Origin of the sequence: Streptomyces sp. TLI_171 (assembly GCF_003610255.1) — a bacterium.
In the GTDB taxonomy this organism is placed as follows: Bacteria; Actinomycetota; Actinomycetes; order Streptomycetales; family Streptomycetaceae; genus Kitasatospora.
In genome coordinates this window covers 5,148,314-5,161,588 of the sequence record NZ_RAPS01000001.1, presented here as the reverse complement: position 1 = coordinate 5,161,588, position 13,275 = coordinate 5,148,314, and the positions used below count along the sequence as shown (strand labels likewise).

At 73.2% G+C, this 13,275-nt stretch carries 13 protein-coding genes and 1 pseudogene; 3 read left to right on the top strand and 11 right to left on the bottom strand.

Annotated features, from left to right (window positions below; translation table 11 throughout):
* Positions 1–58 precede the first annotated feature (58 nt).
* The 5 genes from coaD to BX266_RS23450 form a co-directional block, all read right to left on the bottom strand.
* Positions 59–544 carry a pantetheine-phosphate adenylyltransferase gene (gene coaD / locus BX266_RS23470; protein WP_099902833.1) on the bottom strand — a complete coding sequence of 162 codons (486 nt, stop codon included), beginning with the start codon at positions 542–544 and terminating at the stop codon, positions 59–61.
* A 34-nt stretch (positions 545–578) separates the two neighbouring features.
* Positions 579–1,163 (bottom strand): 16S rRNA (guanine(966)-N(2))-methyltransferase RsmD, encoded by a 585-nt coding sequence (gene rsmD / locus BX266_RS23465; RefSeq protein WP_099902831.1) that lies wholly within the window; start codon positions 1,161–1,163, stop codon positions 579–581.
* A gap of 95 nt (positions 1,164–1,258) precedes the next feature.
* Entirely contained in the window at positions 1,259–1,762 is a 504-nt protein-coding gene (locus BX266_RS23460) for a hypothetical protein (RefSeq protein ID WP_099902830.1), read from the bottom strand.
* A gap of 102 nt (positions 1,763–1,864) precedes the next feature.
* Complete coding sequence (gene recG, locus BX266_RS23455) at positions 1,865–4,069, bottom strand: ATP-dependent DNA helicase RecG (RefSeq protein ID WP_099902828.1); 2,205 nt, start codon at positions 4,067–4,069, stop codon at positions 1,865–1,867.
* 39 nt (positions 4,070–4,108) lie between these two features.
* Positions 4,109–5,749 carry a DAK2 domain-containing protein gene (locus BX266_RS23450; protein WP_099902827.1) on the bottom strand — a complete coding sequence of 547 codons (1,641 nt, stop codon included), beginning with the start codon at positions 5,747–5,749 and terminating at the stop codon, positions 4,109–4,111.
* 242 nt (positions 5,750–5,991) lie between these two features.
* On the opposite strand from BX266_RS23450, the gene rpmB reads away from it, so the two are divergent.
* Positions 5,992–6,177: a 50S ribosomal protein L28 gene (rpmB, locus tag BX266_RS23445; RefSeq protein WP_014138233.1), complete on the top strand. Its 186-nt coding sequence runs from the start codon at positions 5,992–5,994 to the stop codon at positions 6,175–6,177.
* Positions 6,178–6,295: 118 nt separating this feature from the next.
* Here rpmB and thiD read toward each other — a convergent pair whose 3' ends face one another.
* From thiD to BX266_RS23430, 3 genes and pseudogenes are all read right to left on the bottom strand, one after another.
* A complete protein-coding gene (gene thiD, locus BX266_RS23440; RefSeq protein ID WP_099902825.1) occupies positions 6,296–7,096 on the bottom strand; it encodes a bifunctional hydroxymethylpyrimidine kinase/phosphomethylpyrimidine kinase in 801 nt (266 codons plus the stop codon).
* A gap of 31 nt (positions 7,097–7,127) precedes the next feature.
* Positions 7,128–8,153: a 6-phosphofructokinase gene (locus BX266_RS23435; RefSeq protein WP_099902823.1), complete on the bottom strand. Its 1,026-nt coding sequence runs from the start codon at positions 8,151–8,153 to the stop codon at positions 7,128–7,130.
* A 135-nt stretch (positions 8,154–8,288) separates the two neighbouring features.
* A pseudogene (locus BX266_RS23430) lies at positions 8,289–9,256 on the bottom strand (thiamine-phosphate kinase).
* 164 nt (positions 9,257–9,420) lie between these two features.
* On the opposite strand from BX266_RS23430, the gene BX266_RS23425 reads away from it, so the two are divergent.
* Together BX266_RS23425 and BX266_RS23420 are read left to right on the top strand one after the other, a co-directional pair.
* A complete protein-coding gene (locus tag BX266_RS23425) occupies positions 9,421–9,654 on the top strand; it encodes an Lrp/AsnC family transcriptional regulator (RefSeq protein WP_099902819.1) in 234 nt (77 codons plus the stop codon).
* Positions 9,655–9,673: 19 nt separating this feature from the next.
* Positions 9,674–10,216, top strand: coding sequence for a DUF3515 domain-containing protein (locus BX266_RS23420; RefSeq protein ID WP_099902817.1), 543 nt, complete (start codon positions 9,674–9,676; stop codon positions 10,214–10,216).
* Between the two features lie 7 nt (positions 10,217–10,223).
* On the opposite strand, the gene BX266_RS23415 is transcribed toward BX266_RS23420, so the two are convergent.
* Genes BX266_RS23415 through BX266_RS23405 form a run of 3 tightly spaced genes read right to left on the bottom strand, consistent with a single transcriptional unit; the run spans position 10,224 to position 13,207 of the window.
* Positions 10,224–11,366, bottom strand: coding sequence for a D-alanine--D-alanine ligase family protein (locus BX266_RS23415; protein WP_099902815.1), 1,143 nt, complete (start codon positions 11,364–11,366; stop codon positions 10,224–10,226).
* Between the two features lie 30 nt (positions 11,367–11,396).
* Complete coding sequence (locus BX266_RS23410) at positions 11,397–12,398, bottom strand: NAD(P)H-dependent glycerol-3-phosphate dehydrogenase (protein WP_099902813.1); 1,002 nt, start codon at positions 12,396–12,398, stop codon at positions 11,397–11,399.
* The gene (locus BX266_RS23405) at positions 12,395–13,207 is read right to left on the bottom strand and encodes a 1-acyl-sn-glycerol-3-phosphate acyltransferase (protein ID WP_099902811.1); all 813 of its coding nucleotides are present in this window, start codon (positions 13,205–13,207) and stop codon (positions 12,395–12,397) included. The genes BX266_RS23410 and BX266_RS23405 overlap by 4 nt, the downstream gene beginning before the upstream one ends.
* Positions 13,208–13,275 lie beyond the last annotated feature (68 nt).

Sequence of the window (13,275 nt, the reverse complement as noted above, 5' to 3'; positions counted from 1 at the left end):
CCCGGGGCCGGGAGTACAGACTGTACGGCCACCCGCCCCGCCGCTCACAACGCCTCGGTCAGTTGCGGCGTTCGGCGATCCGCTCGACCAGCCGCTCGTGCACCACCGTCGGCAGCAGGTGGGAGACGTCGCCGCCGAGCGAGGCCACTTCCTTCACCAGGCTGGAGGAGAGGAAGCTGTACGTCGGCGAGGTCGGCACGAACAGCGTCTCCACGCCGGTCAGCCCGTGGTTCATCTGCGCCATCTGCAGCTCGTAGTCGAAGTCGCCGGCCGCGCGCAGTCCCTTGATGATCGCCGGGATGTCGCGCTCCCGGCAGAAGTCCACCAGCAGGCCGCTGTGCGACTCCACCTGGATGTTGCCCAGGTGCGCGGTGGTCTCCTCGATCAGGCCGATCCGCTCCTCGATGGTGAACATGCCCTGCTTGTTGCGGTTGATCAGCACCGCCACGTGCACCACGTCGTACAGCTTCGAGGCCCGCTCGATGATGTCGAGGTGTCCGTTGGTGATGGGATCGAACGACCCCGGACAGACGGCGCGGCGCATGGGTGAGCTCCCTCGGGAGGCGGGACGTGTCCGGCTACGAGTCTTCGTCAGCCCCGGTAGCGGCGCGACCGTACCAGAGCGTGCCCTCGCCGTACCGGCGGGAGCGCAGCCCCTCGAAGCCGTCCGGCCAGCCGAACTCTCCGCCCCGGGTGCTGCGTTCCACGGTGACGAGAACATGCTCGGACAGCCAGCCCCCCGAGCGGAGTGTGACCAGCATCTCCCGCAGTACGGCGTCCTCCACCGCGTACGGCGGGTCCAGGAACACCAGGTCGTACGGCTGGGCCGGCGGCGCGCCGGCGATCACCCGCTCGGCCTTGTCCGCCCGCACGTCCGCACCCGGAAGGCCGAGCGCGCGGACGTTCTCCCGCACCGCCTTCACCGCGCCCGCGTCCGCCTCCACCAGGAGCGCGTGCGCCGCGCCCCGGGAGAGCGCCTCCAGCCCGACCGCGCCGCTGCCCGCGAACAGGTCCAGCATCCGCGCCCCGCCGATCGGTCCGAACAGCGCCTCGACGGTGGAGAACATCGCCTCCCGCGCCTTGTCGGAGGTCGGACGGGTGTTCCGGCCGGGCGGCACGACGAGGGTGCGGCCTCCGGCGACGCCGGCGATCACGCGAGGCATGGATGGTCCTTCTCAGAGGTGTGGGGAACTGCGCGTTCGACCCTAGCCGACGGTGCGCGGGTGGTCGGTCGCGCAGTTCCTCACGCCCCGGTCCGTTACTCCGCGGCGCCGAGCAGGGCGGGCGAGGCGTAGCGCGACCAGGAGAGGCAGCCGTCGGGCGGGCAGTACTCCGGGCGGCGCGCGTCGTGGCCGAGTTCGCGCAGCTTGGTGCGGACGGAGTCGGGCGTGCGGCCGTAACGGGCGGCGATCCGGGCGATGGTGTCGCCGTCGTGGAAGCGGCGGACCAGCTCCTCCTCGTGCTGCGGGACCCAGGGGGCGCCGTGGCCGGGGTAGAGCTCGCGCAGCACGTCCCGGTCGGGGATCGGCTCGGAGACGTCGGCGACGATCGCCAGTGCGCGCAGCGCGCGGTTGAGCGCGATCCGCAGCGAGGCGACGTCCTCCACCGGGAGGCGGAGCTTGCCGGAGGCGACCGGGTTGGCGGCGTTGCCCTCGCGCCAGCCGGTCAGGGTGAGGGTGACTTCGCGATCGTCTTCGCTGGCGACCTCGATCCGGAAGACCTTGTCGCCGAGCGGGAGCTCGTTGAGGTGACGGAATGCCATGCAATGACCCCCAATTCTCGTGCCGGGGAAGCGACTTGGAGCGCGCCCCGAACAATGACATTCTCTCCCGGGGCACTGACATCCGAGGTGGGAACGAGCCGGTCAGCCCTTCTCCAGGTACTCCGCGCGGTCCTCGTCGAGCAGGCTCTCCAGCGCGGTGCGCAGCTCGGGGTGGTCGGCGAGGTCGGGGTCGGCGGCGACCAGCCGGGTGGCCTCGGCGCGGGCGGTGGCGATGACCTCCTCGTCCTCCAGGACGGAGAGGACCTTGAGCGAGGACTTCACGCCGGACTGGGCCTGGCCGAGGACGTCGCCCTCGCGGCGCTGTTCGAGGTCGATCCGGGAGAGCTCGAAGCCGTCCAGCGTGCCGGCCACCGCGTCCAGCCGGGCCCGGGCGGCGCTGGCCGCGGGCATGTCGCTGACCAGCAGGCAGAGGCCGGGGGCGGAGCCGCGGCCGACCCGGCCGCGCAGCTGGTGGAGCTGGGAGACGCCGAACCGGTCGGCGTCCATGATCACCATGGCGGTGGAGTTGGGGACGTTGACGCCGACCTCGATCACGGTGGTGGCGACCAGCACGTCGACCTCGCCGGCGGCGAACCGGCGCATCACGTCGTCCTTGGCGTCGGGGGCCAGCCTGCCGTGCAGGATCTCCACCCGCAGCCCGGCCAGCGGGCCCTTGAGCAGCTTGTCCGCGGTCTCCACCACGGCCAGCGGGGGCCGGCGCTCCTCGCTGTCGGCGCCCGCGTCCACCTCCTCCAGCTCCGCCTTGGGCTTCCGGCGGCCCTTCGGCTGCTCGTCCTCGTCGCCGATCCGCGGGCAGACCACGTACGCCTGGTGGCCCTTGCCGACCTCCTCGCGGACGCGTTCCCAGGCGCGGGTGAGGAAGTTGGGCTTCTCCAGGGCGGGGACCACGTGGGTGGAGATCGGCGAGCGGCCGGACGGCAGCTGGTCGAGGACCGAGGTCTCCAGGTCTCCGAAGACGGTCATCGCGACGGTGCGCGGGATCGGCGTCGCGGTCATCACCAGCAGGTGCGGCGGCTGTTCGCCCTTGGCCCGCAGCGCGTCGCGCTGTTCGACGCCGAAGCGGTGCTGCTCGTCGACCACGACCAGGCCGAGGTCGGCGAACTGCACCTTGTCCTCGATCAGGGCGTGCGTGCCGATGGCGATGCCGGCCTTGCCGGAGGCCATGTCCAGCAGCGCGCCGCGGCGGGCGGCCGCGCCCATCGAGCCGGTGAGCAGCGCGACCCGGGTGCCGATCTCGGAGCCGCCGATCATCCCGGCCTCGGCGAGGTCGCCCATCATCTCCACGATCGAGCGGTGGTGCTGCTGGGCGAGCACCTCGGTCGGGGCGAGCAGCACGGCCTGCCCGCCGGCGTCGACCACGGCGAGCATGGCGCGCAGCGCGACCAGGGTCTTGCCGGAGCCGACCTCGCCCTGCAGCAGCCGGTGCATGGGGTGGTCGGTGGCGAGGTCGGCGAAGATCTCGGCGCAGACCTTGTGCTGCCCCTCCGTCAGGGTGAAGGGGAGGCGGGCGTCGAAGGCGTCCAGCACCCCGCCGGGCACGGGGCGGCGCGGGACGGCGGGCAGGGCGGTGTCGGCGGCCCGGCGGCGGGCCAGCGCGACCTGCAGCACGAACGCCTCGTCCCAGCGCAGCCGGTTCTGGGCGCGTTCCTTCTCGGCCTGGTTGTGCGGGCGGTGGATGAGCTCCAGCGCCTCGGGCAGCGGGATCAGCCCGTGTTCGGCGCGCAGTTCGGCGGGCAGCGGTTCGCCGACGTCCGCGAGGTGCTTGGTGAGCGCCATCTCCACGCACAGCGAGAGCTTCCAGCTGGGCATCTGGGCGCTCGCCGGGTAGACCGGGATCAGCCGGCCGGCGAACTGCTTCGCCGCCGCGGAGCCCTCCTCGTCCTCGATCAACTGGTAGTCGGGCGAGGCGAGTTGCCGGGTGCGGTTGAACAGGCCGACCTTGCCGGCGAACAGGCCCTGCTGACCGGGCTTCAGGTCCTTCTGCCGCCAGCCCTGGTTGAAGAACACCAGCGACAGCTTCGAGCGGCCGTCGGTGACCACCACCTCCAGCCGGTCGCCCTTGCGGCCGCGGAACGGGATCAGCGTGACCTTCTCGATCCGGGCCAGCACGGTGACGTGCTCGTCCACCTCCAGCTCGTCCAGGCTGGTGAGCTGGCCGCGTTCGACGTACCGGCGCGGGTAGTGGTGCAGCAGGTCGCCGACCGTGCGCAGCTTGAGACTGTCGGCCAGCACCTTCGCGGTGCGGTCGCCGACCAGGTCCTTCAGAGGTTCATCGAGAGCGCCCATCGGGTCCCATTTCACACCACCGGACCGACGGTCCGGTCCTCATTCCACCCCGATGAGCAGCGGGGCGGCCTCCTGCCCGCCCTGGTACGCCACCGTGTCGACCTCCGGCCGGGTGCGGCGGGCGTGCGCGATCAGCCGGTCGGCGAGCTCGGCGGGGGCGTCCTCGCCGAGCACCAGGGTGACCAGTTCGCCGCCGGCGGCGATCATCCGGTCCAGCACGGTCAGCGCGGTCTCGGTGAGGTCCCGGCCGATCACCGCGACGTCGCCGTCGATCAGGCCGAGCACGTCGCCGGCCTGGCAGACGCCCGCCATGGTCCACGACTCGCCCTCGGCGACGGCCAGTTCGGCGTACCGGGTGGCGCCGGCCGCGGAGGTCATGGCGACCACGTCCTCGTCGAAGCGCCGGCCCGCGTCGTGCACGGCGAGCGCGGCCAGGCCCTGCACCGGGGAGCGGGTGGGCAGCACGGCGATCCGCACCCCCTCCTCGCGCAGCTGGTCGGCGGCGGCGCCGGCGGCGGCCCGCAGTTCGGGGTCGTTCAGCAGCAGCACCACCTCGCGGGCCGCGCAGCGGTGCACGGCGGCGACCAGTTCGACGCTCGCCGGCGGCCGGTCCGGGTCGGCGGACAGCACCACCGAGCCGGCCTGCTCGCACAGCTGCGCCAGACCGCTGCCGGACACCACGCTCAGCACCGCCCGCCCGTGCGAGGCGTCCCGCCCCCAGCCCCAAGGAGGGCCGGGAGGCGCCCCCACCCGCTCCCCCGCCCGGGCCGCCGCCTCCGCGAAGTGGGTGATCCTGATCCGGTACGGCCGGCCCGCCTCCACGCCCGCCTCGACGGCCGCGCCCGCATCGTCCACGTGCACGTGCACGTTCCACAGGCCGTCCCCGCCGCCGATCACCAGCGAGTCGCCGAGCTGCGCCAACTTCTGCCGCAGGAGCGGCAGTTGGTCGTCCTCCGCCTCCAGCAGGTAGATCACCTCGAACGCCGGGTGGCCGGGGCCGGGCGGCCGCTCGTGCCCCACGCAGGCGTCCACCACGACCGGGTCGACCTCGCGCCGCAGCGCCACCGGGCCCATCGGGTGCTGCCCCGCCACGGCGTCCACCAACGCGCCCAGCACCGCGACCAGCCCCCGGCCGCCCGCGTCCACCACCCCCGCCTCGGCCAGCACCGACAGCTGCCCCGGGGTCAGCAGCAGCGCCTGCCGCGCCGCCCGGTACGCCTCCTGCGCCTGGCCGGTCAGCCCGTCCCCGCGCTTCGCCGCGTCGGCGGCGGCGGCGGCGACGGTGAGCAGGGTGCCCTCCACCGGCTCGGCCACCGCCAGGTACGCGGAGCGGGCGCCGTTGCCCAGCGCCTCCGACAGCCCGCCGCCGTCCGACAGCGCCTCGGCCAGGCCGCGCAGCCACTGCGCCAGGATCACCCCGGAGTTGCCGCGCGCCCCGATCAGCGCCCCGCGGGCGGCGGCCGTGGCCGCGGTGGCCAGCGGCGGGTCCTGCTCGGCCGCGAACACCGCGTCCAGCGCCTCGGCCGCCGACTCCACCGTCAGGTACAGGTTGGTCCCGGTGTCCCCGTCCGGAACCGGGTACACGTTCAGCGCGTCGATCTCCTCGCGGGCCTGGCCGAGGGCCGCCAGCGCGAACCGGCACCAGGTGCGGACGGCCGGGGCGTCGAGGGTGTCCAGCACCAGGTCTCCTCCGGATGAACGCCACGGGAACGCGACGGGACGCGGTGGCGAGGGGCGATGCTGGCAGGTTATCGGCCCCCGCGGCACCGCCCGCCGCAGGCTCGTGCCCAGGTCGCGGGAACGATCACCTGCGCGATCGTGGTAGTTTCGTTGAGCGGGAGTCACCGTTGTATGCTCTCCCGGTTGCCTGGAACACCCCGGGCTAGTTCAAGTACCTGATCTGAAGTCTTGGAGTGACTCCTGTGGCTGCCAACTGCGACGTCTGCGGCAAGGGCCCCGGCTTCGGCAACTCTATCTCCCACTCGCACCGCCGCACCCCCCGTCGTTGGAACCCCAACATTCAGACGGTGCGCGCTGTGATCGGGCGGACGCCGAAGCGGCTCAACGTCTGCACCTCGTGCATCAAGGCCGGTAAGGTCTCGCGCTGACGCGCAGGCCGGTACGCCGGTCACCTGTTGTTGGCAACAGCCGACCACACCCTTCGGGGACCGTGGTCGGCTGTTGCTCTTCCCACGCCTGAGGGGCCCCGTCCGGGCCCCTCTCGCGTTACCGCTGCTGCCAGAAGTGGTCGACCGGGCCGATGCCGGCGCCCAGGGCGAAGCCGTGTTCAATGGCGCCGGTGACGTAGGCCTTGGCGTGGGCGACGGCGAGGGGCATCGGGTGGCCCTTGGCGAGTTCGGCGGCGATGGCGCTGGCGAGGGTGCAGCCGGTGCCGTGGGTGTGGCGGTTGTCGTGGCGGGGGGCCCGGTACCAGTGGGTCTCGCCGCCGGGGCCGAGCAGGAGGTCGGCGGCTTCGCCCTCCAGGTGGCCGCCCTTGATCAGCGCCCAGGCGGGGCCGAGGTCGCGGAGGGCCTCGGCGGCGTCGAGCATGTCGGCCTCGCCGGTGACCGTCCGGCCGGTGAGTTGGGTCACCTCGTGCAGGTTGGGGGTGGCCAGGGTGGCGACCGGCAGCAGGTGCTCGCGGACGGTGGCGACCGCTTCGGCGGCGAGCAGCGCGTCGCCGTGCTTGGAGACGCCGACCGGGTCGACGACCACCGGGGCGGCGGTGCCGGCGAGCAGTTCGGAGACGGTCGCGACGAGTTCGACGGAGGCGAGCATGCCGGTCTTGACCGCCTGGACGCCGATGTCGTCGACGACGCTGCGGTACTGGGCGCGGACGGCCTCGGCGGGGAGTTCCCAGTAGCCCTGGACGCCGAGCGAGTTCTGCGCGGTGACGGCGGTGATCACGCTCATGCCGTGCACGCCGAGGGCGAGCATGGCCTTGAGGTCGGCCTGGATGCCCGCACCGCCGCCGCTGTCGGAGCCGGCGACGGTGAGCACCCGGGGCGGGGCGGTGGTGGTGGTCATGCGCCCCAACCTACCCACCGGCCGGGCGGGGTCAGAGGACGGCCTCGGATTCGGTCCAGCGGTCCTCGGGGACGGTCTTGAGCTGGACCACCGCGTCGGCGATCGGGGTGAGGCGGATGTCGGTGCCGCGCAGCGCGGTGAAGTGGCCGAAGGCGCCCTTGTGGACGGCCTCGACGGCGTGCCAGCCGAACCGGGTGGCGAGCACCCGGTCCAGCGCGGTGGGGGTCCCGCCGCGCTGGGTGTGGCCGAGGATGACCGGCCGGGCCTCCTTGCCGAGCAGGTTCTCCAGCTCGGCGGCCAGCCGGGTGCCGATGCCGCCGAAGGTCTGGTGGCCGAACTGGTCGACCTGGCCGTGCTCGAAGCGCATGGTGCCGGGCAGCGGCTTGGCGCCCTCGGCGACCGCGATGATGGCGAACTTCTTGCCGCGCCGGAAGCGCTCCTCGATCATCCGGGCGACGGCCTCGATGTCGAAGGGCTTCTCCGGGATGAGGATGCCGTGCGCGCCGCCGGCCATGCCCGCGGTGAGGGTGATCCAGCCGGTGTGACGGCCCATCAGTTCGACCACCATGACGCGCTGGTGGGACTCGGCGGTGGTCTTCAGCCGGTCGATGGCCTCGGTGGCGACGTGCACGGCGGTGTCGAAGCCGAAGGTGACGTCGGTGGCGTCGATGTCGTTGTCGATGGTCTTGGGCACGCCGACCACGGGCAGTCCGGCGTCGCTGAACAGCTTGGCGGCGGTCAGGGTGCCTTCGCCGCCGATCGCGATCAGCGCGTCGATGCCGAGCTTGGCGGCGAGGTCGCGGGAGTTCTCCACGGCCCAGCGGATCTTCTCGCGCTGCACCCGGGCGGAGCCGAGGACGGTGCCGCCGAGGGTGAGCAGACCGGTGACGTCCTCGTGCGAGATCGGGCGGGCCCGGCCCTCGATCAGCCCGAGGAAGCCGTCCTCGATGCCGAGGATCTCGTCGCCGTGCACGTCGGTCCCGCGGTGGACCACTGAGCGGATCACCGCGTTCAGGCCCGGGCAGTCGCCGCCGCTGGTGAGTACGCCGATTCGCATGTGGCTGTGCTCCTGCTCCGGGGGACGCGCCCCGCGTACGTAGGTGGACCGGACCGTCGACGCTGCCGGTCCGCCCGACAGGCGCAACACTACGCGGTCGGCGCCGTACCGCCCGGTAGCCACCAGGGCCGCGGGCTACTCGCCGGCGAAGTGGTCCCAGCCCGCGGTGCGGTCCCAGGGCGCGCCGTCCACGGTGACCACGCCGCCGCGGCCGGCCCGGGCCGGCCGGGCGACCTCGCCGATCACCCGCCAGCGGGCCGGGAGTTGGACGCTGCGCGGGAAGGTCGCCACGATCGCGTGGTCCTCGCCGCCGGAGAGCACCCAGACCAGCGGGTCGACGCCGACGGCCTGGCCGATGTCGGCCATCTGCGCGGGGACGTCGAAGTCGGCGGCGCGCAGGTCGATGTCGACGCCGCTGGCCCGGGCCACGTGCCCGAGGTCGGCCACCAGGCCGTCGGAGACGTCGACCATCGCGGTGGCGCCGAGGTCGCAGGCGGCCGGGCCGGCGTGGTACGGCGGCTCGGGGCGGCGGTGGGCCTCGACGAAGGCGCGCGGGGAGCGGAAGCCGCGCTGCAGCACCGTCAGCCCGGCGGCGGACCAGCCCAGCCAGCCGGTCACCGCGACCACGTCGCCGACCTGCGCGCCGGACCGCACCACCGGGCGGCGGCCCTTGAGGTCGCCGAGCGCGGTGATGGCCAGCGTGATGGTGTCGCCGCGCACCACGTCGCCGCCGACCACGGTCGCGCCGGCCACCTGGCACTCGTCGCGCAGCCCGTCCATCAGCTCGGTGGCCCAGGTGGTGGGCAGGTCGGCGGGGGCGACCAGGCCGAGCAGCAGGGCGGTGGGGACGGCGCCCATCGCGGCCACGTCGGCGAGGTTCTGCGCGGCGGCCTTGCGGCCCACGTCGTACGCGGTGGACCAGTCGCGGCGGAAGTGCCGGCCCTCGATGAGCACGTCGGTGGTGGCGACCACCCGGCCGTCGGGGCCTTGACCACGGCCGCGTCGTCGCCGGGCCCGAGCTCCACCGCCGGCGTCATCGGCAGCCGTGCGGTCAGCTCCCGGATGAGCCCGAACTCGCCGAGCTCGCCCACGGTCCCCTGCATCAGCCCGTCCTCCCGCGTTCCACGTGTCGTTGGGGTGCGCCCCCGGGCGCAGCGTACGCCTTCCGGGCCCGCCGAGGTCTCCCCCGTCCCGGCTGTCGCGCGGTAGCGTGGTGATCAGACTGCCGGTCAGCAACTCCCCCACCCCAGCCGCCTGGAGGTCCACCGTGGTGCAGGCGTACATCCTGATCCAGACCGAGGTGGGCAAGGCCACCGCGGTCGCCGAGTCCATCGCCAAGATCACCGGCGTGCTCACCGCCGAGGACGTCACCGGTCCGTACGACGTGATCGTCCGGGCCGAGGCCGAGTCCATCGACGAGCTGGGCCGCCTGGTGGTCGCCCAGGTCCAGCAGGTGGAGGGCATCACCCGCACCCTGACCTGTCCGGTGGTGCGCCTGTAGGGGCCACTACCATCGTCGGGTGCCCCCTCGCGACCTGCTGACCCGACTGCCCGCTCCGGTGCGCTGGCTGGCGCCGCCGGCCGCCCTGCTGGGCTGCACGGCGTGGCTGCTCACGGCCTGGAGCGGCGAACCCGACGTGGCCCCGCCGACCCCGACCGCGGAGGTCGCGCGGTACTGCGCCGCGCTGGACGCGAAGCTGCCCGGCACGGTGCTCGGCCACGACCGGCAGGACCCGTCCCCCGCCTCGCCGTACACCGCGGCCTGGGCGTCCTCCCCGCGCACCGTGCTGAGCTGCGGGGTCGAGCGCCCCGGGTACCTGGACGACGACCCGAACCGGCAGGGCCCCTGCGTGAACGAGGTGGCCTGGGGCATGGGCGAGGACGGCAGCGGCGGCTACCTGTTCGTCACGGCGCTGCGCAAGGCGTACGTGGAGGTGCACGTCCCGGCGGGCGCCTACCCGAACTACGCGGACCCGCTCAGCTCGCTCACCGACGCGATCCGGTCGGCCGTCCCCACCATTGGCGGGACGGCCGACTCGGGATGCCTGGAGAACGCCTCCTAGCCGACCGCTAGCGCAGGCCGGTGGAGCGGCGCAGCGCGGCCGCCAGCAGGCGGTCGATCAGCTCGGCGTAGGGCACGCCGGTGGCCTCCCACATCTTGGGGTAGGCCGAGATCGGGGTGAAGCCGGGCATGGTGTTGATCTCGTTGACCATCCACCGGCCGTCGGCCAGCAGGAAGAAGTCGACCCGGGCCAGGCCCTCGCAGCCGAGGCCCTCGAACACCTCGACGGCCTGCCGGCGGATCTCGGCCTGCTCGGCGTCGGTCAGCCGGGCCGGGATCTGCACCTCGGAGGAGTCGATGTACTTGGCCTCGAAGTCGTAGAACTCGAAGTCGGCGTCGACCAGCACCTCGGCGGCCACCGAGGCGCGCGGGCCGTCCTCGAACTCCAGCACGCCGCACTCGATCTCGCGGCCCTCGACGCCCTTCTCCACGATCACCTTCGGGTCGTGGCGGCGGGCCTCGTCGATCGCGGCGTCCAGGTCGGCGAGGTCCTTGACCTTGGTGATGCCGATCGAGGAGCCGGCCCGGCAGGGCTTGACGAACAGCGGCAGGCCGAGCGCGGCGATCCGCTCCCGGGCGGCGGCGCGGCCGGCCTCGGACTGCCAGTCGCGCGGCTTGAGCACCGTGTACTCGCCCGCGTACAGGCCGAGCGACTCGATGACCCGCTTGGTGAACTCCTTGTCCATGCCGACCGCGGAGGCCAGCACGCCGGACCCCACGTACGGCACCCCGGAGAGCTCCAGCAGACCCTGCAGGGTGCCGTCCTCGCCCCAGGGGCCGTGCAGCAGCGGCAGCACCACGTCGACCTCGCCGAGCACCTTCGGCGCGGCGCCGGGCCCGCTCCACACCACCTCGCGGCTGCCGGGCGAGGCGGGCAGCGCCACCTGGCCCTCGGTGGACTCGGCGACCTGGTCGACGTCCGGCATCCGGCCGTCGGTGATGGCCATCCGGGCGGGTTCGTCGCCGACCAGGGCCCAGCGGCCCTCGTGGGTGATGCCGATCGGCAGCACCTCGTACTTGCTGCGGTCGATCGACCGCAGCACGCTGGCGGCGGTGACCACGGACACGCCGTGCTCGGAGCTGCGGCCGCCGAAGACGATCGCGACGCGCGGCTTGGCCGCCTGGTTCTGGGAGGTCTGTTCGATGCTCATATCGGCCTTGAGACTACCGTCCGATTCCGGTCATCGGCGCTCAGGCTTGGCCGAACGCGCCATCAGTCCCTTCAGCACTTCCTGGGTCGGCCGGCCGTGGTGGACCACGTCCACCACCGCCTCCACGATCGGCATGTCGACGCCGTTGCGGCGGGCCAGGTCGAGCACCGACTCGCAGGACTTCACGCCCTCCGCGGTCTGACTGGTGGCCGCGATGGTCTCCGCCACCGTCATGCCGCGGCCCAGGTTGGTGCCGAAGGTGTTGTTCCGGGACAGCGGCGAGGAACAGGTCGCCACCAGGTCGCCCATCCCGGCCAGGCCCGCGAAGGTGTGCGCGTCCGCGCCCAGCCGCAGCCCGAGCCGGGTGGTCTCGGCCAGCCCGCGGGTGATCAGCGTGGCCTTGGTGTTGTCGCCCAGGCCCATGCCGTTGGCCATGCCGACCGCCAGGCCGATCACGTTCTTCACCGCGCCGCCCAGCTCGCAGCCCACCACGTCGGTGTTGGTGTACGGGCGGAAGTACGGGGTGTGGCAGGCCTTCTGGAAGCGCTTGGCGACCTCCTCGTCGGTGCACGCGACGACCGTGGCGGCGGGCTGCCGGTTGGCGATCTCGCCGGCCAGGTTGGGGCCGGAGACCACCACCACGCGCTCCGCGGCGACCTGCGCGACCTCCTCGATCACCTCGCTCATCCGCTTCGCGGTGCCCAGCTCGATGCCCTTCATCAGGCTGACCAGCACCGTCTGCGGCTCGATCAGCGCCGCCCAGTGCGCGAGGTTCTCGCGCAGCGTCTGGGACGGCACCGAGAGCACGGCGAACTCCGCGCCGGCCAGCGCCTCGGCGGCGTCCGTGGTGGCCCGGATGGTCCGAGGGAGCGTCAGGTCCGGCAGGTAGTCCCGGTTGACGTGGTCCCGGTCGATCGCGTCGACCAGCTCCTGCCGGCGGCCCCACAGGGTCACCTCGCAGCCCGCGTCGGCCAGGATCATCGCGAAGGCGGTGCCCCACGAGCCCGTCCCCATCACCGCGCAGCGGGTCACCTGCCACCGTCCTCGGCGGCCCGGTCGCGCTTGGCCTCGGCGGCCGCGGCCCGCTCCTTGGCGGCCCTGCGCATGTCGTAGCGCTCGGCCGGGGCCCTCTCGCCGCGGACCTCCTCCAGCACCGCGGTGATCGCCGCCATGATGTCGTCGGTGGCGTCCCGCAGCACCTGGGCCGTCAACTCCTGGCCCTGGTACTTGCTCAGGTCGACCGCCGGGCCGGCCGCGACCACCACCCGGTGCCGCGGGAACAGGTGGTACTTGCCCTTGCCGCCCTTCGCGCCCCTGCCGTACGGCGGGATGATCTCGTGCGCGCCCCAGTGCGCCACCGGGATCACCGGCGCGCCCGTCATCAGCGCGACCCGGGCGGCGCCGCTCTTGCCCGTCATCGGCCACAGCTCCGGGTCCCGGGTGAGCGTGCCCTCCGGGTAGAACTGCACGCACTGGCCCCGGTTGATCGCGTCGATCGCGGCGCGGAACGCCTCGGCCGCGTCCGTCGACTCCCGGAACACCGGGATCTGGCCGGTCTTGCGCAGCATGAAGCCGATGAACGGGATCGAGAACAGCGAGGACTTGCCGAGGATCCGCGGCGGACGGCCCGAGTTGTACTGCCAGTGGGCGTAGAACACCGGATCGATCACCGAGTTGTGGTTCACCGCGGCGATGAACCCGCCCTCCTCCGGCAGGTGCTCCCAGCCGTGCCACTCCGCCTTTGCCAGGGCGATGGTCACCGGCTTCACGAGCACCGCCGCGAAGCGGTACCAGATCCCGTAGTCGGCGTTGCCGAACCTGGCGTTAGAGCGGCGGGCCACCCCAGCTCCTCCTCATTCGTGCGGCGCCCCCGTTGCGCGGCACCGCGGTCTCTCCACGCCGGGGCCGG